This is a genomic window from Pseudomonas sp. NPDC089395, from assembly GCF_044749525.1.
GTDB lineage: Bacteria > Pseudomonadota > Gammaproteobacteria > Pseudomonadales > Pseudomonadaceae > Aquipseudomonas.
Window position 1 is genome coordinate 268880 of record NZ_JBIVID010000004.1, and the last position, 22212, is coordinate 291091.

Here is a 22212-nt window from a genome sequence, read left to right on the forward strand (position 1 = left end):
ATCTGGCATGGCGCGTTGTAACAAACCGATGAGCGACAGTGCCTTAAGGTGAATATTTATACAGTAGGTGTTTGCCCCGTAACCGGCCTCCCCCTAGAATGGCCGGATGCACACAGATGACCTCTCCCTCCTGCTCAATTCCCTCAACGATGCCCAACGCCAGGCCGTCGCGGCCACGCTCGGTCGTCAGCTGGTGCTTGCGGGCGCCGGTTCCGGTAAAACCCGCGTGCTGGTGCACCGCATCGCCTGGCTGATCCAGGTCGAGCAGGCCTCGCCGCATTCGATCCTGTCGGTGACCTTCACCAACAAGGCGGCCGCCGAGATGCGCCAGCGGATCGAACAGCTGCTGGGTATCAACCCGGCGGGCATGTGGGTCGGCACCTTCCACGGCCTGGCGCACCGCCTGCTGCGAGCGCACTGGCAGGAAGCCCGCCTGGTGCAGAACTTCCAGATCCTCGACAGCGATGACCAGCAGCGGCTGATCAAGCGAGTGATGCGCGAGCTCGGCCTGGACGAGCAGAAATGGCCTGCGCGCCAGGCGCAGTGGTTCATCAATGGGCAAAAGGACGAGGGGCTGCGACCACAGCATATCCAGGCCAGCGGCGACCTGTTCCTGATGACCATGCGCGACGTCTACAGTGCCTATGAACAGGCCTGCGAACGCGCCGGCGTCATCGACTTCTCCGAGCTGCTGCTGCGTGCCCTGGACCTCTGGCGCGATCACCCCGACCTGCTCAAGCACTACCAGCGGCGCTTCCGTCATGTGCTGGTGGACGAATTCCAGGACACCAACGCCGTGCAATACGCGTGGCTGCGTTTGCTCGCGGGCGGGGGCGACAGCCTGATGGCGGTAGGCGACGACGACCAGTCGATCTACGGCTGGCGCGGTGCCAAGATCGAAAACATCCACCAGTACACCGCCGACTTCCCCGACGCCGAAATGATCCGTCTGGAGCAGAACTACCGCTCCACCGGTGGCATCCTCAAGGCCGCCAACGCCCTGATCGCCAACAACAGTGGGCGCCTGGGCAAAGAGCTGTGGACCGATCTGGGCGAAGGCGAGCCGCTGACGCTGTACGCCGCCTATAACGAGCACGACGAAGCACGTTATGTGGTGGAGACCATTGAGAGCCTGATCAAAGACGGCAACGCACGCAGCGACATCGCCATCCTGTACCGCTCCAACGCCCAGTCGCGGGTGCTGGAAGAGGCCCTGCTGCGCGAACGCGTTCCCTACCGCATCTATGGCGGCCAGCGCTTCTTCGAACGCGCCGAAATCAAGAACGCCATGGCCTACCTGCGCCTGCTCGAAGGCCGTGGCAACGATGCAGCGCTGGAGCGGGTGATCAACGTGCCACCCCGCGGCATTGGCGAGAAAACCGTCGAGGCCATCCGCGAACATGCCCGCCACAGCCAGCTGTCGATGTGGCAAGCCATGTGTCAGCTGATTGCTGCCAAGGCACTCAAAGGCCGTGCAGCCAGTGCCTTGGGTGCCTTCATCGAATTGATCGAAAGCCTGGCCGGCAAGGTCGCCGACATGCCTCTGCACACGATGACCCAAACGGTCATCGAGCAGTCCGGGCTGATCATCTACCACCAGGAAGAAAAAGGCGAAAAGGGCCAGGCACGGGTAGAAAACCTTGAGGAACTGGTCAGCGCCGCGCGCAACTTCGAGGCCAGCGAAGACGACGCCGAGCTTTCGCCGCTGTCGGCCTTCCTCGGCCACGCCTCGCTGGAAGCGGGCGATGCCCAGGCCGACGAGCACGAAGACAGCATCCAGCTGATGACCCTGCACAGTGCCAAGGGCCTGGAATTCCCCTACGTGTTCCTGGTGGGCATGGAAGAAGGCCTGTTCCCGCACAAGATGAGCCTGGAAGAGCCCGGCCGTCTGGAAGAGGAACGCCGCCTGGCATACGTGGGCATCACCCGTGCCATGCGCCAGCTGATCATGACCTATGCCGAAACGCGCCGCCTTTATGGCAGCGAGACCTACAACAAGGTGTCACGTTTCGTACGGGAGATTCCGTCGGGGCTGGTTCAGGAAGTGCGCTTGTCCAATAGCGTCAGTCGCCCGTTCGGTGGCTCGAAAAGCAACACGAGCAGCCTGTTCGCCAACGCCAGCATTCCGCAGACTGCGTTCAATCTCGGCCAGCGCGTGCAGCATTCGGTGTTCGGTGAAGGGGTTATCCTCAACTTCGAAGGTTCCGGCGCCCAGGCACGGGTGCAGGTGAACTTTGCCGAAGGCAGCAAGTGGCTGATGCTGGGGTATGCCAAGCTCGAAGCCATTTGAGGCCTTCAATGCCGCTATCGCCGGCAAGTCGGCTCCCACAGGGGCCGGCTCAGCCAGGCTTGTAACATCCAGGCAAAAGCTCGAAACATTATGTCGCTGGTCATGTGCCCGGGAACCTGTGCACCATGACGCGCGTGCAATCCACAACAGGGGATATCCCACTTATGCAACGTTTTCTTAGCATCGCACTGGCGCTCTGCGTCGGCCTGACGCTGAGCCTGGACGCCAACGCCAAGCGCTTCGGCGGCGGCAAGAGCTCGGGCTCCGCGCCTATCCACCAGACCCGCCAGGCCACGCCCACCACGCCTGCAGCCGCGCCGACCGCTCCAGGCCGCGCACCGGCCGCCGCCAGCGGTGCTTCGCGCTGGCTGGGTCCACTGGCCGGCCTCGCCGCCGGTGGCCTGCTGGCGTCCATGTTCATGGGTGACGGCTTCGAGGGCTTCCAGATCATGGACTTCCTGATCGTCGCGCTCATTGCCTTCCTGGTGTTCCGCTTCATCGCCGCGCGCCGCCGCCAGCAGCAGCCACAAATGGCCGCACCGGGCCATGCGCCGTTCCAGCGTGAAGTCCATGCCCAGCCTGCGCAGCCGTCGGTCTTCGGTGGCTCGGCCGCACCTGCAGCTGCAGCTGCAGCTGCTCCGGTGATCAACGCCCCGGCCTGGTTCAACGAGCAGAGCTTCCTGGCTGCCGCTCGCAACCACTTCCAGTCGCTGCAGCAGCACTGGGATGCCAACGAGATGGACAAGATCGCCGAGTTCGTCACGCCGCAAATGCTCGAGTTCCTCAAGCGCGAGCGCGCTGACCTGGGTGACGGCTTCCAGTCCACCTACATCGATAACCTCGATGTGCAGCTGGACGGTGTCGACGATCGCTCGGACCGTACCGACGCTACCCTGACCTTCCGTGGCCTGTCGAAGACCTCGCGCTTCGACCAGGGCGAAGCCTTCAGCGAAAGCTGGCACATGGTTCGCGCCAAGGGCGAGAACCAGCCCTGGCTGGTCGCCGGTATCCGTCAGAACGGTTAACCGTCGCACGTTTGCACAAAAAACCCCGGGCCTGTCCCGGGGTTTTTGCTTTTGCCAGAGCGGCCTACTAGGGTATAACGCGCAGCGTTGTCATCAAGGTAGAGGATGTGAACCGTGGAAGAAGTGATCGAACAACTCCGTGAAGCCAATGAACCCGTACCGGTGCCGCTGGAGCTTCCCGACGAAGACCAACTGGTTGAGATCGAGGAACAGCTGTTCATCAACATTCCGTTCGTGTTCAAAGAGTTCCTGTTGACCGTCAGCGATGTGGTGTATGGCACGCTGGAGCCGGTGACCGTTACCGATCCGCAATCGCACACCTACCTGCCCGACGTGGCAGCCAATGCCTGGGACGCCGGTGTTCCGCGTGAACTGATCCCGCTGTGCCAGGACGGCGACAACTACTACTGCGTCGAGGAAGACGGCACCGTGGTGCTGTGGGATGGCGACGAAGAAGCCGTCGGCGAAGACAGCTGGGAATCGGTGTGGCACTGGGCGCGGGATGTCTGGCTGGAAAGCTGATTGAGAACCAACCGCAGAAAGTAATGGCCATCAGCCATCCACTCTCGTAGAATCGCCAGGCTTTCTGCGCCTGGCGACATCGCTACCGCTCCATCCCCTCGGACTTCGATGAAATCTCGCGCAGAGGGCAAGCCCTCAGTGGGTATGATCGCGGCTGTTTTCCAGCGTCTCCAGCAAGGCGATCTGCATACGCGAATGCACGCGGATGAACCAGCGCCACAACAGTGCCACCACCGCCGCCGCCACAACCGCAATGATCAGCAACAACTCGTTGGTCGGCAGGATGCTTGCTGACAGGGCCGAGAGCAGCAGGAATATCACCAGCAGCGACAACAGTGGAATCACTTCGGCGACCACGCGGCGCACACGCTGAGTATGACGACCTGCCATTTCCGGCTTGACCCCCATCTCCGCCAGCAGCATCGACAGCGCCTTGAGCTTGCGGTACGCCGCAATCAGGAACGGCAGTGACAGCAACAGTGCCGCCCCCCAGATCACTGCCTTCTGCTGGCTCACATCACTGACCCATTCATTGAGCCAATCACCGATACGGCCAGCGAAATAGCCGCCGCTGAAGAAAATCGCGATCACCAGTGCCAGGTTGACCCCTACCTGCAACAGGATGCGTCGGATCATCGCGGCCAACATGGCACTTTCACCTTGCGGTTGAATGCTGCGCAGCCACTCACCATAGAGCGACAGAACCCGCGAAAGCCGGCTAGGCATCACCTTGCCAAGCTTCAGGGACAGCGGGTCGGCGGCGCGGATCAGGTACGGCGTCAGCAGCGTGGTGATGGCCGAAACCGCCACGGCGACCGGATAGAGGAAGTCGCTGGTCACCTGCAGGGTCATGCCCAATGCCGCGATGATGAATGAAAATTCGCCAATCTGTGACAGCCCCATGCCCACACGCAACGAAGTTCGCCCGTCGTTACCGGCGATGAAGGCGCCCATGCCGCAGGAGAGCATCTTGCCCAACACCACCGCCAGGGTAATGACCACGATCGGCCAGGCATAATCGAGCAGCACCTGCGGGTCGATCATCAATCCAATGGCGACGAAGAAAATGGCGCTGAACAGGTCACGCACCGGCTCGATCAGTTGCTCGATCTTCAATAGCTGACGCGACTCGGCCATGATCGCACCGATCAGGAAAGCGCCCAGCACCATGCTGTACTCAAGCTTGACCACCAGCAGGCAGAAACCAAAACACAGGCCCAGCACGGTAATCAGCAACATCTCGTTGCTCTCGAACTTTGCCACATAGGCCAGCAGCCGCGGCACCAGCAGAATGCCGATGACCAGCGCGACGATCATGAACAGCGACAGCTTGCCCACGGTGGAGAACACTTCCCCGGAGCTGACCGTTCCGCTGACCGCGATGCCCGAAAGCAAGGCAATGATGCCGATACCAAGAATGTCCTCGACGATCAGAACGCCAAAGATCAGCTGGGCAAAACGCTCGTTCTTCATCTTCAGGTCGTTGAGCGCCTTGACGATGATGGTGGTCGAGGAAATGGCCAGAATGGCGCCCAGGAACAGCGAATCCATGGTGCTCCAACCGAACCAGCGGCCGATCTCGAAGCCGATCCAGATCATCAGGACGATTTCCAGGAACGCCGCAATGAACGCCGTGGCCCCCACCTTGAACAGCTTGCGCAGGCTGAACTCAAGCCCCAGACAGAACATCAGGAAGATCACACCCAGTTCGGCCAGGATCTTGATCGTGTCTTCGTCGTGAATCAGGCCGAACGGCGGAGTGTGAGGGCCGATGATGAAACCGGCGACGATGTAGCCCAATACAACAGGCTGCTTGAGGCGATGGAAGAGGATCGTCACCACCCCGGCGACCAGCATGATCACTGCCAAGTCCTGGATGAAGCTGATGGCATGCATGGCGCGATTCTCCTTTCTCGATGCCCATTATCTGGATGACCAGGCAGACCGCTCCTCTGCCAGGCAAACCCGAGCGAGCAGCAAGTACATACTGTATTGAATGCCGGAAAGCCCATGTTGCATGGGCGTAGTCAGGTTAACATCGCACCCCGCCGCAAAATGCCGGCGCAATATGTAGAAACAGATCGGCCGGTTAACGGCCTGCGATGGCGTAATAGGCGTGACCATGGCGCGTCAGCCATCGTCCCGTATCAGAAGGCAAATTTCGAAAGGGGAACAGAAGTGTCAGCAGATAACGACCCCGATTGGCCCGATTCAGCGAAACCTCACCGTGAGCACACTATGGAACCTGGAAACGCCCAGCTGAGCATGACCGTCCTGATGACCCCGGACAAGGCCAACTTTTCTGGCAACGTACATGGCGGCACCTTGCTCAAGTACCTCGACGAAGTGGCCTATGCGTGCGCCAGCCGTTATGCGGGTAGCTATGTAGTCACCCTGTCGGTCGACCAAGTGATCTTCCGCGAGCCTGTACATGTCGGCGAGCTGGTGACCTTCCTGGCCTCGGTCAACTACACCGGCAACACCTCCATGGAAGTGGGCATCAAGGTGGTCACCGAGAACATTCGCGAACGCTCGGTGCGCCATTCCAACAGCTGCTTCTTCACCATGGTCGCGGTCGACGACAATCGGCGCCCAGTACAGGTCCCTGCGCTCCAGCCGCAATCGAGTGAAGAAAAGCGCCGTTTCCTTCAGGGCCAACAGCGCCGCCAGATCCGTCAGGAACTGGAAAAGCGCTATCAGGACCTGAAGACCGATTCGATTTAATACGCCAGGCGCTGCGCCTCGAAGCGCACACGCGGATGGGCGATGCGATCCTGGGCCCGCACCAGCTGCAGTTCGTAGCTGGCGCAGGCCTGGGTTTCCAGAAGCACCTCATGCACCGCCGCCGCAGTGAATTCGAATGCCTGTTGCCAGCTGTCGCCCAGCAGCACGCGCGCCAGGAACAAGCCCGAGGTCAAGTCGCCCACCCCCACCGGCTGACGCGGAAACGCCAGCAGCGGGCGGCGCAGGTGCCAGCTCTGGTCGCGGGTCACCAGCAACATCTCGAACATGTCCTGCTCCCGCCCCGGATAGGCCAGGTGCTTTACCAGCACGACTTGCGGGCCGCGCTCGAGCAGGCTGCGCGCCATGCTGACGCAATCCTCCAGGGATTGCGCACGCCGGCCGCAGAAGCTGTCCAGTTCCAGCTGGTTAGGGCAGAGGATGTCAGCCTGTGCCGCCGCCTCGTCGAGCAGGAACTCGCTGACTTCCTGGGGAACGATACAGCCCTTCTCCGGGTGGCCCATGACGGGATCGCACAGGTACAGCGCCTTCGGATTCACGGCCTTGATCCGCGCTACCCCGGCCAGGATCGCCCGCCCCTGTTCGGCGCTGCCCAGATAGCCGGACAGCACGGCATCGCAATGGCCAAGTTCGCCAATGTTGGAAATACCTTCCACCAGCGCAGGAATTTGCGCTGACGCAAGCACTTCGCCCGCCCACTGGCCATACTGAGTGTGATTGGAGAATTGCACGGTATTGAGCGGCCAGACATTGACCCCGATACGCTGCATGGGGAACACCGCGGCGCTGTTTCCGGCGTGGCCGAACACCACATGGGACTGGATGGCGAGCAGGTGCGGGGTACGTTTCATGCGCAAGGTTTCCAAATCTGTTTCAAGGACTGTGCGTTGCGCAGTATGAACTCGATTGCCACCTGTACGACAGGCCAGAGACGCAGTTAAGCTGGTTCGACCTGTTTGGAGCATACGCAAATGTTGACCCTGGAGAATCTCTTCGTCCTGATGCTGGTGGCCACGGCTGGCGCCTGGTTATGGCACAACCATGGGCTACGCGAGAAAGCCCTGGAGCGGGTCAAGCAACACTGCGCCAAACTGGACCTGGAACTGCTTGACGATGCCGTCGCGCTCAAGCGCATCGCCTTCATTCGCGACGCCAATGGCCGCAAGCGCCTGGCACGTGTGTATGCCTTCGAGTTCACCGTAACCGGCGAACAACGCCACCCCGGTACGGTGACCCAGTTCGGTGCCCACAGCGTGCAGATCGAACTGGCGCCCTACCCGTTCGAGATCAAGACGCCGCCTCGGGCCGATAACGTGATCGAAATGCAGCAGTGGCGCCAGGAGCACAATCGCTGGAGCAAATGATCAGCAAACCCGGCATTCATCCAGTGCCCGCTGCAGTGCTTGCTGGGGCTGCGGTTGATCGAAGATCAGCTCGATGCGGGTGTCACGGCGCCATTCACTGGACTGCCAATCTGGCAGGGTGCCATTCAGGCCATTGAACGATTGCCAACCTTCGAGGCTGTGGACAACACCTTTGGCCCGGCGCCATGCCCAGGCTTCGAGGAAGCTACCCAGACGCTGTGCATCAAAACGTTGTGAGGGATGCCAGCGCCAGCCGATGCTCCAACCTCCCTCCCCGTCCTGGGCTGAACAGATTGGCACGCGTGGATCTGCCCACAAACCACCTGTCGGCCTGCTGGGGATATCTATATCCACAGGGAGGTTATCAACAGAAAAGGCATCAATTTCACTTGTGGATGAAATTGGAAGCTGCTGAAAAGCGATCCGTCCGTGATTTGTCCACAACCCCTTTTTTTCAGAAATCCCCTTACTTATCAACAGCTTACATTTTTCATCAACAGCCTCGCTTTTGTTCAGGACGACCCGTGCAGCAGCGTCCAATGCCTGTTGTTGAGCCTCGCAAAGGGGCTCCCCTCGCGCCAGCGCCTGGGCGTCCACGACCATGACCAGTGGCTGCACTGCCAGCACTCCAAGCCAAGGAGCACGGCCCAGCTGATCGAGCAGCTGCAAGGGGTGCCCAAGCCCTGAAGGTTCGATGAACACGCGATCAGGACGCGCCTTGCGCAGCAGCCGACCCAAACCGACCTGAAACGGCATGCCGTTCACGCAGCACAGGCATCCCCCCGCCACCTCGGCGATGGCAATACCGTCCTGGTCATGGGCCAGTAGTGCCGCATCGAGGCCGATCTGGCCGAACTCATTGACCAACACCGCCCAACGCTCAGCGGCCGGGCGTTGAGCCATCAGCTGGCGAATCAGGCTGGTCTTGCCAGCACCCAGGGGGCCGGCGATGACATGGGTGGGGATGTTCTGCAGCATGCGATCACTTTCGGGGGATTTGTCCCCACTATGCCCCGTCACGCCGGCCAGTCAAGGCCAGGATAGGTTTATACATATCCACATACCCACAGGCTGCCGATTTACCATGGCCCGAACGGATCCGCCAGGCGCAGCCAGCCCTTCGGGCCCAGCGCCATCTCGTCATCACTCAGCAGGCAGGCATCCAGCTCTGTGGATAACCTTTCGAAGTGGATATCTTGCCCGATGAACACCAGCTCCTGACGGCAATCACCGCTCTCGCCAGTCCAGTGCCTGAGGATCTCCGCCTGACCTTGTTCATCCTGTGGCCACTGCTCACGCGGCACGAATCGCCACCAGCGGCCGGCCAGGCCATGGCGCATCATGCCGCCCGCCTGTGACCAACTGCCGGCCTCCTGGTATTTGCTGGCCAACCAGAAGAAACCTTTCGAACGCAGCAAACGGCCGTTCTGCCATTCGCTGTGGATGAAATCGAAGAAGCGTTGTGGGTGCAGGGGCCTGCGTGCTACCCAGGTGCTCGCCGCGATGCCGTACTCCTCGGTTTCCGGCATATGTTCACCGCGCAGTTCCTGCAACCAGCCTGGCGCCTGCGCAGCCTGCTCGAAGTCGAACAACCCCGTGTCGAGAATCCGCCCCAACGGCACCTGGCCCATCACCATCGGCACGATCTGAGCGCGCGCATTGAGGCTACGTAAAATGGCCGTGAGCTCTTCACGCTCGTGACGACTGATGAGATCGATCTTGCTCAGCAGCAGCACATCAGCGAACTCGACCTGCTCGATCAGCAGGTCGCTGATCGAGCGCTCATCGTCGTCACCCAAGGTTTCACCACGGCTCGCCAGGCTGTCGGCCGCCTGATAGTCGCGCAGGAAGTTCACCCCATCGACCACTGTCACCATGGTATCCAGGCGCGCCAGGTCGGACAGGCTACGACCCTGCTCGTCGCGGAAGGTGAAAGTCTCGGCGACTGGTAATGGTTCGGCGATACCGGTGGACTCGATCAGCAAGTAATCGAAGCGGCCTTCCCCAGCCAAACGCGCCACCTCTTCCAGCAAGTCCTCACGCAGGGTGCAGCAGATGCAGCCATTGCTCATCTCCACCAGTTTTTCCTCGGCACGGTTCAGGCTGACGTTGCGCTGAACCTCACTGGCATCGATGTTGATTTCACTCATGTCATTGACGATCACCGCGACCCGCAGATGGTCACGGTTGCGCAGCACATGGTTGAGCAAGGTGCTCTTGCCGGCGCCGAGGAAACCGGAAAGCACAGTGACGGGAAGACGATTGGGCATGGCGAGACCTCTTCAGACAGGCGCATTCGAACGATGCATTGCATAATGTTATAAAGTAACAATACAATTTCGCCAAGCCGTATTCGTCGGAGGGTTTCGAGGATGCCGCTAAACATCCCATCGCCTGGTATTGCCATGAACAGCCTGACGCTCCCCGACATCGCCGCACAATCACAGCTGCACACCACGCCTCTGGACTGGGTCGGCATGTGCGCAATCGCCCTGCCCATTCAGGTAGAAGGACGCCAAGTGGCGGCTATGGCCGATGCCGGGGTCAACTTGATAGATGGCAAATCGCGGGGCATTCATATGTCCAGGCTCTACCTGGCGCTGGAGCGTCTGGAACATCAAGCCCTGACGCCTCTTGCCCTGCGTGGTTTGCTAGAGGCGTTTCTCGCCAGCCATGAGGGGCTTTCTACAGCGGCCCATTTGCGACTGAACTTCGAGCATTTACTGAAACGGCCAGCGCTGGTCAGCCCTTTGGCCGGCTGGAAGCGCTATCAGGTGGGTGTGGATGCCAAGCTCGAAAACGAAATGTTCCACGTGGAACTATCCGTGCGTGTGCCTTACTCCTCCACCTGCCCTTGCTCTGCAGCCTTAGCCCGGCAGTTGATTCAGCGTCAGTTCGAGCAAGATTTTAAGGAGGATGAATTGAATCGAGATGCGGTGTTGACATGGCTGGGCAGTAGCCAAGGCATAGTGGCGACGCCGCACAGCCAACGGAGCCAGGCCAGCATCAAGTTACGCCTGCAGGACAACCTGGATGCTTTACCGGTAACCGAGTTGATCGACACAATTGAAGTTAGCCTGGGTACCGCCGTTCAGACGGCTGTGAAACGCGCAGACGAACAGGCCTTCGCCTTGGCCAATGGACAGAATCTGATGTTCTGCGAAGATGCGGCCCGACGCCTTCATCGAGCGCTGCGGGCACTGACCTGGACCACAGGCTTCACCCTCCGCGTGGAACATGCAGAAAGCCTGCATGCCCACGACGCAGTCGCCAGCAGCCAGTGGCAATGGTAGAGATCAGCTGCGGGGTTTGACGGTTCCACAATCACTGCCGAGCCAGACGGCCCGGGTATTCATGCTGCCCTGTTGCTGCACACCGGAAGCATTGAAGTTACCGCTGACCTGCGTGGTGAATTCCTTGTCGCTCAGGAAGGTGGCCTGGCCGGTACCCTGGGCCTTGGGGCAGCTGAACTCGAACTTCCAGACATTCCCGGTTCGGTCGGTAATTTTCTGGGTGCAGCCAGACTTCGGATCCTGCAACGGAATGTCGTTGGTCTGCACCTGCTCCGGTGTCAGACACGAGCGCACGCCATTCCCCCCGACCGTGATGCCTTGCTTGGCCAGTACTCCTTCCATCATTGCGCGTTGCTCGGGCGGCAGGTTCTTAAGCTGCCCCAGCATGAACTGCATGTCAGGCAACGGCTTGCCATCGACCTGCATATTGCTGGTAGTGAGCTCCCACAGGCCGGGTTGCAACATCTGCGCATGCACCAGCGGGCTGCTCAGGCCAAGGGCCAGTGCCAACAGTGGCAGACGAATCTTCATGAACCAACGCTCCTCGAAAAAGCCGGTCAACGGGCCGGGCTGAACCTTAGACGCCAAATCCGCTTTCAGGTTGCAAGGCGGGTCTGGAACGTGTTCTGTTATCCGCTGTGTATTCGGCAAGCAGGATGCGTATGGATTACCACAGCCCCTACTTCTTCGGCTACGTGCTCGGCATCATTCATTTGCTTGGCGCCATCGCGGCGCTGCATGCAGTGTTCACCGTGCGCACCGCCCAGGGCGCAATTGCCTGGGCACTGTCGCTGTTCTTCATCCCCTACTTCACGCTGATTCCCTACCTGATCTTCGGCGCTCGCTCGTTCTTCGCCTACATCCAGGCCAGGCGCCAGGCCAACCAGGAAATGCACGTGGCCATGGCCAACCTCAATTGGCGGCCCTGGGTAGAAGAGGCACTCACTGCCCGCGAGTCGCAGAGCTACGCCGCGTTGCGCGCCATGCCAAAACTCGGCCGCATGCCCTGCCTGGCCAACAACCAGGTAAAGCTGCTGATCGATGGCGAGGCCACCTTCGATGCCATCTTCGACGCCATTGCCCAGGCCCGTGAAGTGGTACTCGTGCAGTTCTTCATCATCCACGACGACAACCTCGGCAAGGCCCTGCAGCAATTGCTGTTACGCAAGGCCGCCGAAGGTGTGCAGGTGTTCGTGTTGTATGACCGGGTGGGCAGCCATGCCCTACCTGCCAGCTACAGCCAGGTACTGCGAGAAGGTGGCGTACAGATTCATGCCTTCGCGACCCGCCGTGGATTGTTCAACCGCTTCCAGGTGAACTTCCGCAACCATCGCAAGATCGTCGTGGTCGATGGTCTGGCCGGCTTCATTGGCGGGCATAACGTAGGGGACGAATACCTCGGCAGCCACCCGCGCCTTTCTCCCTGGCGGGACACCCACGTGCAGATCAGCGGGCCCGTGCTGGCGTGCCTGCAAGAGTCGTTCGCCGAGGACTGGTACTGGGCCACCCGGCAGTTGCCACCGCTGATACTGCCGGACACTTACCCCGACGACGGTGTGCTCTGCCAGGCGCTGGCCAGCGGGCCTGCCGATCCCCAGGAAACCTGCTCGCTGTTCTTCCTTGAAGCCATCCATTCCGCGACCCGGCGAGTGTGGATCACCAGCCCGTATTTCATTCCTGACGAAGCTGTGTTCGCTGCCATGCGGTTGGCCGTGCTTCGCGGGGTGGATGTGCGGGTGTTGATACCGGCCCGCCCGGATCACCGGATCGTCTATGCCGCATCCAGCCTGTTCGCCTTCGAGGCAGTACGCGCAGGCGTGCGCATGTTCCGCTACCAGCCGGGCTTTCTGCATCAGAAGGTGGTGTTGGTGGATGACGAGGTCAGTGCGATTGGCAGCGCCAATCTGGACAACCGTTCGTTCCGGCTCAACTTCGAGATTACCTTGCTGACGGTCGACCGGGCGTTCGCCGATCACGTCGAGACGATGCTGCTGGCCGACTTCGAGCAGTCCAGGGAAATTACCGCAGAGGACAGCCTCGACACCCATCGCCTCCAGCAACTGGGGATGCGTATCGCGCGGCTGATTTCACCGATCCTGTAACGCGACGGGGGCCGCTATTGCGGCCCCCGTTCATTGCTTTCAGCGATAGAGGTCTTCACGTGTCCAGGGCAGATCATGGTGCCCATCGGCGTAAGGCTTCACCGCCAGAATCTGATGCAGGTTGATCCACCCCTTCTGGAATGCATAGGCACAGCCCGCCAGGTAGAGCCGCCAGATGCGCAGGGTTTTCTCCGGCACCAGCGCCGCTGCCTTGTGCAGCTGGTTCTCCAGGTTCTCACTCCAGTGGTGCAAGGTCTTGGCGTAGTGCAGGCGCAGGCTCTCCACGTCCACCACCTCCAGCCCCGCTTCACAGATGCTTGCACTGATCATCGACAGGTGCGGCAGCTCTCCATGGGGGAATACATAGCGGTCGATGAATTCGCCCGCACCTCGCCCGACCGGTCGGCCGTCGATATGCTTGGCGGTGATGCCGTGGTTCATCACCACGCCCCCCTCACGCACGGCACCGAACAGCTTCTGGCAATACAACGCCAGGTTGGCATGCCCGACATGTTCGAACATGCCCACGCTGACCACTTTGTCGAAACGACCATCCTGCGGCAGGTCGCGATAGTCGAGGATCTGCAGGTCGACCAAGTCGGCCAATCCTTCAGCCTTGACCCGCTGCCGTCCCAGCTTCAGCTGCTCTTTGCTCAAGGTGATACCAAAGACCTTGGCGCCATACTCGCGCGCGGCGAACCGTGACAACCCACCCCATCCGCAACCCACGTCCAGCAGATAGTCACCTGCCTGCAGGCGCAACTTGCGGCACAGGTGATCGAACTTGTCCTGCTGCGCCTGATCGAGGGTGTTGTCCGGCTCGCGGAAGTAGGCACAGGAATAGGCCATGTCCTGGTCGAGCCAGAGTTGGTAGAACGCGTTGGAAACGTCGTAGTGGTAAGAGATGGACTTGGCATCGGTGCTCTTGTCATGAGCCACGCGCTGCGGAGGGGCCTTTTCTTCATCGGTCAGCAGCGCTTCGCTGAGCTCGTCGCACACCCGAATGGCTTCGCCAATATCGCCTTCCAGCTCCAGCTTGCCCTCGACGAAAGCGGTGCCCAACTGGTCCATGCTCGGGTGCATCAGCTGATTGATCAGCTGAGGCTCCTTGACCAGGATGGTGACCTGCGGGCTAGGCCCCAGGTCAAACTGGTTACCGTCCCAAAGTTTAAGGCGCAGCGGCAGGTCAAGACTCTGCAATGCCGGCGGAAGTTGCGCGAGCATGAACGATCCTCCTTTCCATGTTTGGCATGGCGCCTGTGTAATTTCGAACGCCACCGAATCAGAGTAGTTCATTCGTGCAAGCTTTCCGCTAAACAAGACCATGGTCTAGAACCGAATGATCTTAACCGAGATTGTATACAATCTGCCTCGCTCAGCTTAACCTTGTGCCCCTCTCGCGCTTCCTCATCTGGAGTAGAAACCCATGAAATCCTATGACGTGGTGATCATCGGTGGCGGCCCTGGCGGCTACAACGCGGCGATTCGCGCCGGGCAGCTTGGCCTCAGCGTCGCCTGTGTGGAGGGTCGCTCGACCCTGGGCGGTACCTGCCTGAATGTCGGCTGCATGCCGTCCAAGGCGTTGCTGCATGCCTCCGAACTGTACGAGGCTGCCAGCGGTGACGAGTTCGCCCACCTCGGTATCGAAGTGAAGCCCACCTTGAACCTCGCCCAGATGATGAAACAGAAGGACGAGAGCGTTACCGGCCTGACCAAGGGCATCGAGTACCTGTTCCGCAAGAACAAGGTCGACTGGGTCAAGGGTTGGGGCCGCCTGGACGGCGTCGGCAAGGTAGTCGTCAAGGCCGAGGATGGCAGCGAAACGACGCTGCAGGCCAAGGACATCGTCATCGCCACCGGCTCCGAGCCGACCCCCCTGCCCGGCGTGACCATCGACAACCAGCGCATCATCGATTCCACCGGCGCTCTCGCCCTGCCGCAAGTGCCCAAGCACCTGGTGGTGATCGGCGCCGGCGTCATCGGCCTGGAGCTGGGTTCGGTATGGCGCCGACTGGGCAGCCAGGTCACCGTGATCGAGTACCTCGACCGGATCTGCCCTGGCACCGATGAAGAGACCGCCAAGACCCTGCAAAAAGCGCTGGCCAAGCAAGGCATGACCTTCAAGCTCGGCAGCAAGGTGACGCAGGCCAGTGCGACGGCCGACGGTGTGAGCCTGACCCTGGAACCGGCCGCGGGTGGTACTGCAGAAACCTTGCAAGCCGACTATGTACTGGTCGCCATCGGTCGCCGCCCTTACACCAAGGGCCTGAACCTTGAAAGCGTGGGACTGGAGACCGACAAGCGCGGCATGCTCGACAACCAGCACCATCGCACCTCGGTCCCGGGCATCTGGGTAATCGGCGACGTCACCTCCGGCCCGATGCTGGCGCACAAGGCCGAGGACGAAGCGGTGGCGTGCATCGAACGCATCGCTGGCAAGCCGCATGAGGTGAACTACAACCTGATTCCCGGGGTGATCTACACCCGTCCGGAGCTGGCCACGGTCGGCAAGACCGAAGAGCAGCTCAAGGCCGAGGGCCGTGCCTACAAGGTCGGCAAGTTCCCGTTCACGGCCAACAGCCGGGCCAAGATCAACCACGAGACCGAAGGCTTCGCCAAGGTCATCGCCGATGCCAACACCGATGAGGTGCTGGGCGTGCACTTGGTAGGCCCGAGCGTCAGCGAGATGATCGGCGAGTTCTGCGTGGCCATGGAATTCTCGGCCTCCGCCGAGGACATCGCCCTCACCTGTCACCCACATCCGACCCGCTCCGAGGCCTTGCGCCAGGCAGCGATGAATGTGCAAGGCATGGCCATGCAGATCTGACCTCGACCAAGCTGCAGCTTGACGCTCCCCGAGGGGGCGTCAGGTTGCCAGCCCCCCTCGCGATGCCGACAATGGCCGCTGCCGCCCTGTCCAGAGATCGCCCCATGCTGCCCCGCTTCGCTGCACTGCTCACCGCGCTGAGTCTTTCCGGTTTCGCCCAGGCTGGCGCCAGCCACTACCCGCTGACGATCGACAACTGTGGTGTACCGCAGACCTTTGCGCAGGCGCCAGAGCGCGCCGTCACCATCGGCCAGGCCGGCACCGAGCTCCTGTATGCCTTGGGCCTGGGCGGCAACCTCGCGGGCACCTCGCTGTGGTTCAACAACGTGCTACCGGAGTTCAAGACGCAGAACGACAAGGTCGAGCGCCTCGCCGACAACGAGCCGAGCTTCGAGGCCGTTGTCAACAAGCGTCCCCAGCTGGTGACCGTGCAGTTCGAGTGGATGGTCGGCCCCCAGGGCGCGGTCGGCACGCGCCAACAATTCAATGAGCTGAACATCCCGACCTACCTCTTGCCTTCCGACTGCGAAGGCAAGGACAACCTGGTCGGCGCCGACGGCACCCGTACACAACCGTTTCGCATCGACTCCGTCTACAAAAGTGTCAGCCAGCTGGCAGAGATTTTTGACGTACAGGACCGTGGCGCCGCGCTGAATGCCGATCTCAAAGCCCGCCTGGATCATGCCAGGCAGCAGCTCGCAGACAAGGACCTGTCGAAAACCTCCGCACTGTTCTGGTTCTCCAGCGCCGACCTCGACACCGACCCCTACGTCGCCGGCCGCGAGGGCGTGGCTGATTTCATGCTGCAGACCCTTGGCGTGCGCAATGTCGTCGCGTCCAATGAGGAATGGCCAACGGTCGGCTGGGAAACGTTGGCCAAGGCCAATCCGACCTGGATCATCATCGCCCGCATGGACCGCCGCCGCTTCCCCGCCGACGACCACCAGAAGAAGCTCGAATTCTTGCGCAACGACCCGGTGACCCGGCAAATGGAAGCGGTGAAGCAAGGGCGCATCGTCATCCTCGATGCCGATGCCATGCAGGCTGGCATCCGCCTGTTCCGTGGCCTCGAAACCCTCTCGAGCGCTTTCGCCACCGGCACGGCGCCCGCCGATCAGTCAGCGGACGTCAGTTTGACTCGCCACATGCCGTAATGGCCAAGATGCAACGGCGACAGCGGTTGCACGTCGATGCGATGAAAAGCCGCCAATGGGCATTGCAGCACATGCAGCATCGCCGCCCGGAGGATCATCGGGTGCGTCACGGCGACCCAATGGCCGGGTGCCGTGAAGCCTTCCAGCCAGTCAGCCACGCGCCGGCAAACGTCGGCAATCGACTCGCCTCCATGCGGCGCTGACTGAGGATCGTTCAACCACGCCTGCAAAAGCTCAGGCTCATCTCGCTGTAGCGCCTTCAGCGACACACCTTTCCATCGCCCGAAATCGCAGTCCCGCAAAGCGGTTTCCACGGTAGGCCGCAGCCCCAACAGCGCTGCCGTTTGCGTGGCGCGCAGCTCAGGGGCGGTGAGGCCAATCGAGCCCTTGGGCAGGACCAAGGGCTGAGCGGTTGTGAGCTGAACCCCGTCCTCATCGGCATGAAATCGCCCTGTCCGCTGCGCTTCGGTCAGGGCGTGGCTGATCAGCGTGAGATGGGTGGCCTTCATGGGTGAACCTTGATGAGCTTGGATCTCGACAAGGTATATCAAACCGTGGCGCGCAGTGCGCGGGCGGCGGCGACCATGTTCACCAGTGCCGCTTCTGTCTCCGGCCAGGCGCGCGTTTTCAAGCCGCAGTCCGGGTTGACCCACAGGCGCTCGGCAGGGATACGCTGGGCGGCCTTGCTCAGCAGCTTGATGATCTCGTCCCTGGTCGGCACCCGCGGCGAATGGATGTCGTAGACGCCCGGGCCGATCTCGTTCGGGTAGTCGAACTTCTCGAAGGCCTCCAGCAGCTCCATGTCCGAACGCGAGGTCTCGATGGTGATGACGTCCGCGTCCATCGCGGCGATCGACTCGATCACGTCGTTGAACTCGCTGTAGCACATGTGGGTGTGGATCTGGGTTTCGTCACGCACACCGGACGCGCACAGGCGGAAGGCTTCGGTTGCCCAGTCCAGGTAGTGAGCCCAGGCGCTCCTGCGCAGCGGCAGGCCTTCGCGGAATGCCGCTTCGTCGATCTGCACGATCTTGATGCCAGCAGCTTCCAGGTCGACCACCTCGTCGCGAATGGCCAGCGCCAGCTGGCGCGCCTGCACTTCGCGGCTCACATCTTCGCGTGGGAAGGACCACATCAGCATGGTCACCGGGCCGGTCAGCATGCCCTTCATCACCTTGTCAGTCAGGCTCTGGGCGTATTTGATCCACTCCACGGTCATTGCTTTGGGGCGACTCAGGTCACCGTAGATGACCGCTGGTTTGACGCAGCGGGAACCATAGCTCTGTACCCAGCCGAAGCGGGTGAAGACGTAGCCGTCCAACTGCTCGGCGAAGTACTCGACCATATCGTTACGCTCGGCTTCACCGTGCACCAGCACATCCAGGCCGAGGTGCTCCTGAATCTCTACGGCATGGCGAATTTCGCTCTGCATGGCTTCGACGTAGTCGCCCTCGGTCAGCTTGCCCTGCTTGAACGACTGACGCGCCAGACGGATCGCCGAAGTCTGTGGGAAGGAACCGATGGTAGTGGTTGGGTAGGCCGGCAGGTCGAGGCCGGCGCGCTGCTTTGCAATGCGCTGCTCGAAGGCCGATTGACGCTGGCTGTCGGCGGGCTTGATAGCCGCCAGACGCGCTTGTACCGCTGCCTTGTGGATCCGCGGCGAAGTGGCGCGGTTGGCCTGGATGGCGCGGCTATGTGCCAGGGCGGCAACAACATCGGCAGCGCCCGGCTGGTTGACGGCCTTGGCCAGCACGGCCACTTCCTCGCACTTCTGCACAGCAAAGGCCAGCCAGCTCTTGAGCTCTGCGTCGAGCTGGTCTTCACGGGCCAGGTCGACCGGGCTGTGCAGCAGCGAGCAGGACGGCGCAACCCACAGGCGATCGCCCAGGCGCTCGGCTGCATCCTGCAGCACGCTAACGGCTTTCTCCAGGTCGGTGGCCCAGACGTTGCGCCCATTGACCAGCCCCAGCGACAGCACCTTGTAGGCGGGCAGGCGGTCGAGGATGGTCGGGTACTGGTCGGGGGCACGCACGAGGTCGATGTGCAGGCCGTCCACCGGCAGATTCGCCGCCAGACCCAGGTTTTCTTCCAGGCCACCGAAATAGGTGGCGATCAGCTTTTTCAGCGGTGCACGCTGCAGGATGTTGTAGACGCGCTCGTAGGCGTTCTTCCACTCCTGAGGCAGGTCCAGCACCAGGATCGGCTCGTCAATCTGTACCCACTCCACACCTTGGGCAGCCAGGCGGTTGAAGATTTCGTCGTACAGCGGCAGCAGACGCTCGACCAGTTCCAGCTTGTCGAACTCGGCACCCTTGGTCTTGCCCAGCCACAGGTAGGTCAGCGGGCCGATCACCACCGGCTTGACGGCATGGCCGAGGGCCTTGGCTTCGTCGACCTCTTCGAACAGTTGCTCCCAGCTCAGGGCAAACTGCTGGTCAGCAGTGAACTCAGGTACCAGGTAGTGATAGTTGGTGTCGAACCACTTGGTCATTTCCTGGGCGTGGGCACCACCGCAGCAGTTATCCACAGCGCCACGGCCCATGCTGAACAGGGTTTGCAGCGTTGGCTTCGCACCTTCGTGGCCACGGAAACGCTGTGGAATCACACTGAAGGTCAGCGAGTGGGTCAGCACCTGGTCGTACCAGGCGAAATCACCGACGGGCAGCAGCTCGATGCCAGCGTCCTTCTGCGCCCGCCAGTGGGCGGCACGTAGCTCACGACCAACAGCGCGCAAACCGGCTTCGCTCAGCTCGCCCTTCCAGAATGCTTCCTGGGCTTTTTTCAGCTCGCGATCACGACCGATGCGTGGAAAGCCGAGGTTGTGCGCCAATGCCATGGTGTCCTGTCCTTATTACGAAAGATTCGATGAAGGGAATTGTCAGGACTCAGCGTGATTGAGACAAACTCATTTTATTTGATCACAACCGTAGTATTTCTCATGATCAACCTAGATCGGGCACGCCAATTTCAGAAACGCAAAGGGAGCCGCGGACGGCTCCCATTGTGTTCAACAGTCCTTTAGGCAAAGACCATCGATCGGCAAACGACTACGCGATTTACTCCACAGTCACCGACTTCGCCAGGTTACGAGGCTGGTCAACGTCGGTACCTTTGAGCACGGCAACGTAGTACGACAGCAGCTGCAGCGGAATGGTGTACAGGATCGGAGCCAGGGCGTCTGAGATGTGCGGCACCTTGACCACGTGGGTACCCTCGCCATTGCTCATGCCGGCCTGCTCGTCAGCGAACACCACCAGCTCGCCGCCGCGTGCACGCACTTCCTGCAGGTTCGACTTGAGCTTCTCCAGCAACTCGTTGTTCGGTGCAACGGTCACCACTGGCATGTCGTTATCCACCAGCGCCAGCGGGCCATGCTTCAGCTCACCTGCCGGGTAGGCTTCAGCGTGGATGTAGGAAATCTCCTTGAGCTTGAGTGCACCTTCCATGGCCACCGGATACTGGGCGCCACGGCCGAGGAACAGGGTGTGGTGCTTGTCGGCAAACAGCTCGGCGATCTTCTCGACGGTAGCGTCCATGGCCAGCGCTTCGCCCAGGCGAGACGGCAGACGACGCAGCTCTTCCACCAGTTCGGCTTGGACGCCAGCTTCCAGGGTACCGCGCACCTGGCCCAGGGCCAGGGTCAGCAGCATCAGCGATACTAGCTGGGTGGTGAACGCCTTGGTCGAGGCCACGCCGATTTCCGGGCCGGCCAGGGTCAGCAGGGTCAGGTCGGATTCACGCACCAGCGAGCTGATGCCAACGTTGCAGATCGCCAGGCTGCCCAGGAAGCCCAGCTCCTTGGCATTGCGCAGGGCAGCCAGGGTGTCGGCGGTTTCGCCCGACTGAGAGATCGACACGAACAGGGTGTCTGGCTGAACCACGACCTTGCGGTAGCGGAATTCGCTGGCCACTTCGACCTGGCAAGGAATACCCGCCAGGCTCTCCAGCCAATAACGGGCGACCATGCCGGCATGGTAGCTGGTACCACAGGCGACGATCTGCACGTTGCGCACTTTGGCGAACAGCTCGGCGGCTTGTGGGCCGAAGGCCTGGACCATCACGTGGTCATTGCCCAGGCGGCCTTCCAGGGTGCGCTGGACCACGGTCGGCTGCTCGTGGATTTCCTTGAGCATGAAGTGGCGGTAGGTGCCCTTGTCGGCCGCTTCGGCACCTTCGTGGTACTGCACGGTTTCACGCTGCACGGCATTGCCGGCCTGGTCCCAGATCTTCACCTGATCGCGGCGAATCTCGGCGATGTCGCCCTCCTCCAGGTACATGAAGCGGTCGGTGACCTGACGCAGGGCCAATTGGTCGGACGCCAGGAAGTTCTCGCCAAGGCCCAAGCCGATTACCAGCGGGCTGCCACTGCGCGCGGCCACCAGGCGATCGGGCTGTTTAACGCTGACCAGCGCCAGGCCATAGGCGCCGTGCAAGCGCTTGATCGCGGCCTTGAGGGCATCGGCCAGGTCAGGGATGGTCTTCAGGGTGTGGTGGATAAGGTGGACGATGACCTCGGTGTCGGTCTGCGAGGCGAACACATAACCCAGGCCTTTGAGCTCTTCACGCAGCGCTTCGTGGTTTTCGATGATGCCGTTGTGCACCACTGCCACTTCGTTGCCGGAGAAGTGCGGGTGGGCATTGCCTTCGGTCGGCGCGCCATGGGTGGCCCAGCGAGTGTGGGCAATGCCCAGCTGGCCAACCAGCGGCTCGGCGGCATTGGCAGCTTCCAGCTCGGCGACCTTGCCGATGCGGCGCAGGCGCTGCAGTTCGCCCTGCTGGGTGTAGACCGCCAGGCCGGCGCTGTCATAGCCACGGTACTCAAGACGCTTGAGGCCTTCGATGAGGATAGCGGTGATATTGCGCTCGGCTACGGCACCAACGATTCCACACATG

At 61.3% G+C, this 22212-nt stretch carries 18 protein-coding genes; 9 read left to right on the top strand and 9 right to left on the bottom strand.

Going from position 1 to position 22212, the window contains the following annotated elements:
* The first annotated feature begins 106 nt into the window (after positions 1 to 106).
* From uvrD to ACIPZG_RS12020, 3 genes are all read left to right on the top strand, one after another.
* The gene (gene uvrD / locus ACIPZG_RS12010) at positions 107 to 2290 is read left to right on the top strand and encodes a DNA helicase II (RefSeq protein ID WP_400713777.1); all 2184 of its coding nucleotides are present in this window, start codon (positions 107 to 109) and stop codon (positions 2288 to 2290) included.
* 164 nt (positions 2291 to 2454) lie between these two features.
* On the top strand, positions 2455 to 3315 hold the full coding sequence (locus ACIPZG_RS12015; protein WP_400713780.1) for a Tim44 domain-containing protein: 861 nt from the start codon (positions 2455 to 2457) through the stop codon (positions 3313 to 3315).
* 114 nt (positions 3316 to 3429) lie between these two features.
* On the top strand, positions 3430 to 3837 hold the full coding sequence (locus ACIPZG_RS12020) for an SMI1/KNR4 family protein (RefSeq protein WP_400713783.1): 408 nt from the start codon (positions 3430 to 3432) through the stop codon (positions 3835 to 3837).
* A 135-nt stretch (positions 3838 to 3972) separates the two neighbouring features.
* On the opposite strand, the gene ACIPZG_RS12025 is transcribed toward ACIPZG_RS12020, so the two are convergent.
* A complete protein-coding gene (locus ACIPZG_RS12025; RefSeq protein WP_400713786.1) occupies positions 3973 to 5733 on the bottom strand; it encodes a cation:proton antiporter in 1761 nt (586 codons plus the stop codon).
* Positions 5734 to 6075: 342 nt separating this feature from the next.
* Between ACIPZG_RS12025 and ACIPZG_RS12030 the strand changes: the two genes are divergently transcribed.
* Positions 6076 to 6561: an acyl-CoA thioesterase gene (locus ACIPZG_RS12030; RefSeq protein WP_400713789.1), complete on the top strand. Its 486-nt coding sequence runs from the start codon at positions 6076 to 6078 to the stop codon at positions 6559 to 6561.
* On the opposite strand, the gene pdxY is transcribed toward ACIPZG_RS12030, so the two are convergent.
* A complete protein-coding gene (gene pdxY, locus ACIPZG_RS12035; RefSeq protein WP_400713792.1) occupies positions 6558 to 7430 on the bottom strand; it encodes a pyridoxal kinase PdxY in 873 nt (290 codons plus the stop codon). The two genes, ACIPZG_RS12030 and pdxY, sit on opposite strands and share 4 nt — an antisense overlap.
* Positions 7431 to 7550: 120 nt before the next feature.
* Here pdxY and ACIPZG_RS12040 point away from each other — a divergent pair, with 120 nt between their 5' ends.
* A complete protein-coding gene (locus ACIPZG_RS12040; RefSeq protein ID WP_008092261.1) occupies positions 7551 to 7943 on the top strand; it encodes a DUF3301 domain-containing protein in 393 nt (130 codons plus the stop codon).
* Here the strand turns inward: ACIPZG_RS12040 and ACIPZG_RS12045 are convergent, their stop codons facing one another.
* Complete coding sequence (locus ACIPZG_RS12045) at positions 7944 to 8921, bottom strand: CobW family GTP-binding protein (RefSeq protein WP_400713795.1); 978 nt, start codon at positions 8919 to 8921, stop codon at positions 7944 to 7946.
* Positions 8922 to 9022: 101 nt separating this feature from the next.
* Positions 9023 to 10213, bottom strand: coding sequence for a zinc metallochaperone GTPase ZigA (zigA, locus tag ACIPZG_RS12050; protein WP_400713798.1), 1191 nt, complete (start codon positions 10211 to 10213; stop codon positions 9023 to 9025).
* A gap of 135 nt (positions 10214 to 10348) precedes the next feature.
* Here zigA and folE2 point away from each other — a divergent pair, with 135 nt between their 5' ends.
* Entirely contained in the window at positions 10349 to 11236 is an 888-nt protein-coding gene (gene folE2 / locus ACIPZG_RS12055) for a GTP cyclohydrolase FolE2 (protein ID WP_400713801.1), read from the top strand.
* A 3-nt stretch (positions 11237 to 11239) separates the two neighbouring features.
* On the opposite strand, the gene ACIPZG_RS12060 is transcribed toward folE2, so the two are convergent.
* The gene (locus tag ACIPZG_RS12060; protein ID WP_400638638.1) at positions 11240 to 11767 is read right to left on the bottom strand and encodes a DUF3617 domain-containing protein; all 528 of its coding nucleotides are present in this window, start codon (positions 11765 to 11767) and stop codon (positions 11240 to 11242) included.
* Positions 11768 to 11898: 131 nt separating this feature from the next.
* Here ACIPZG_RS12060 and cls point away from each other — a divergent pair, with 131 nt between their 5' ends.
* Positions 11899 to 13338 carry a cardiolipin synthase gene (gene cls / locus ACIPZG_RS12065; RefSeq protein ID WP_400713804.1) on the top strand — a complete coding sequence of 480 codons (1440 nt, stop codon included), beginning with the start codon at positions 11899 to 11901 and terminating at the stop codon, positions 13336 to 13338.
* A gap of 39 nt (positions 13339 to 13377) precedes the next feature.
* On the opposite strand, the gene cfaB is transcribed toward cls, so the two are convergent.
* Entirely contained in the window at positions 13378 to 14562 is a 1185-nt protein-coding gene (gene cfaB, locus ACIPZG_RS12070) for a C17 cyclopropane fatty acid synthase CfaB (RefSeq protein WP_400713807.1), read from the bottom strand.
* Positions 14563 to 14764: 202 nt separating this feature from the next.
* Here cfaB and lpdA point away from each other — a divergent pair, with 202 nt between their 5' ends.
* Together lpdA and ACIPZG_RS12080 are read left to right on the top strand one after the other, a co-directional pair.
* Positions 14765 to 16165 carry a dihydrolipoyl dehydrogenase gene (gene lpdA / locus ACIPZG_RS12075; protein WP_400713810.1) on the top strand — a complete coding sequence of 467 codons (1401 nt, stop codon included), beginning with the start codon at positions 14765 to 14767 and terminating at the stop codon, positions 16163 to 16165.
* A 104-nt stretch (positions 16166 to 16269) separates the two neighbouring features.
* On the top strand, positions 16270 to 17319 hold the full coding sequence (locus ACIPZG_RS12080) for an ABC transporter substrate-binding protein (protein WP_400713813.1): 1050 nt from the start codon (positions 16270 to 16272) through the stop codon (positions 17317 to 17319).
* Here ACIPZG_RS12080 and ACIPZG_RS12085 read toward each other — a convergent pair.
* From ACIPZG_RS12085 to glmS, 3 genes are all read right to left on the bottom strand, one after another.
* A complete protein-coding gene (locus ACIPZG_RS12085; protein WP_400713816.1) occupies positions 17280 to 17828 on the bottom strand; it encodes a histidine phosphatase family protein in 549 nt (182 codons plus the stop codon). The genes ACIPZG_RS12080 and ACIPZG_RS12085 overlap by 40 nt on opposite strands.
* Positions 17829 to 17866: 38 nt before the next feature.
* Positions 17867 to 20155, bottom strand: coding sequence for a 5-methyltetrahydropteroyltriglutamate--homocysteine S-methyltransferase (metE, locus tag ACIPZG_RS12090; protein WP_400713819.1), 2289 nt, complete (start codon positions 20153 to 20155; stop codon positions 17867 to 17869).
* A 220-nt stretch (positions 20156 to 20375) separates the two neighbouring features.
* The gene (glmS, locus tag ACIPZG_RS12095; RefSeq protein ID WP_400713822.1) at positions 20376 to 22211 is read right to left on the bottom strand and encodes a glutamine--fructose-6-phosphate transaminase (isomerizing); all 1836 of its coding nucleotides are present in this window, start codon (positions 22209 to 22211) and stop codon (positions 20376 to 20378) included.
* Position 22212 lies beyond the last annotated feature (1 nt).

Excerpts from the sequence above, each read along its gene's own strand:
- uvrD (WP_400713777.1), top strand. The coding sequence starts at position 107 with ATGCACACAGATGACCTCTCCCTCCTGCTCAATTCCCTCAACGATGCC.
- ACIPZG_RS12015 (WP_400713780.1), top strand. The coding sequence starts at position 2,455 with ATGCAACGTTTTCTTAGCATCGCACTGGCGCTCTGCGTCGGCCTGACG.
- ACIPZG_RS12025 (WP_400713786.1), bottom strand. The coding sequence starts at position 5,733 with ATGCATGCCATCAGCTTCATCCAGGACTTGGCAGTGATCATGCTGGTC.
- ACIPZG_RS12030 (WP_400713789.1), top strand. The coding sequence starts at position 6,076 with ATGGAACCTGGAAACGCCCAGCTGAGCATGACCGTCCTGATGACCCCG.
- pdxY (WP_400713792.1), bottom strand. The coding sequence starts at position 7,430 with ATGAAACGTACCCCGCACCTGCTCGCCATCCAGTCCCATGTGGTGTTC.
- ACIPZG_RS12040 (WP_008092261.1), top strand. The coding sequence starts at position 7,551 with ATGTTGACCCTGGAGAATCTCTTCGTCCTGATGCTGGTGGCCACGGCT.
- ACIPZG_RS12045 (WP_400713795.1), bottom strand. The coding sequence starts at position 8,921 with ATGCTGCAGAACATCCCCACCCATGTCATCGCCGGCCCCCTGGGTGCT.
- zigA (WP_400713798.1), bottom strand. The coding sequence starts at position 10,213 with ATGCCCAATCGTCTTCCCGTCACTGTGCTTTCCGGTTTCCTCGGCGCC.
- folE2 (WP_400713801.1), top strand. The coding sequence starts at position 10,349 with ATGAACAGCCTGACGCTCCCCGACATCGCCGCACAATCACAGCTGCAC.
- ACIPZG_RS12060 (WP_400638638.1), bottom strand. The coding sequence starts at position 11,767 with ATGAAGATTCGTCTGCCACTGTTGGCACTGGCCCTTGGCCTGAGCAGC.
- cls (WP_400713804.1), top strand. The coding sequence starts at position 11,899 with ATGGATTACCACAGCCCCTACTTCTTCGGCTACGTGCTCGGCATCATT.
- cfaB (WP_400713807.1), bottom strand. The coding sequence starts at position 14,562 with ATGCTCGCGCAACTTCCGCCGGCATTGCAGAGTCTTGACCTGCCGCTG.
- lpdA (WP_400713810.1), top strand. The coding sequence starts at position 14,765 with ATGAAATCCTATGACGTGGTGATCATCGGTGGCGGCCCTGGCGGCTAC.
- ACIPZG_RS12080 (WP_400713813.1), top strand. The coding sequence starts at position 16,270 with ATGCTGCCCCGCTTCGCTGCACTGCTCACCGCGCTGAGTCTTTCCGGT.
- ACIPZG_RS12085 (WP_400713816.1), bottom strand. The coding sequence starts at position 17,828 with ATGAAGGCCACCCATCTCACGCTGATCAGCCACGCCCTGACCGAAGCG.
- metE (WP_400713819.1), bottom strand. The coding sequence starts at position 20,155 with ATGGCATTGGCGCACAACCTCGGCTTTCCACGCATCGGTCGTGATCGC.
- glmS (WP_400713822.1), bottom strand. The coding sequence starts at position 22,211 with ATGTGTGGAATCGTTGGTGCCGTAGCCGAGCGCAATATCACCGCTATC.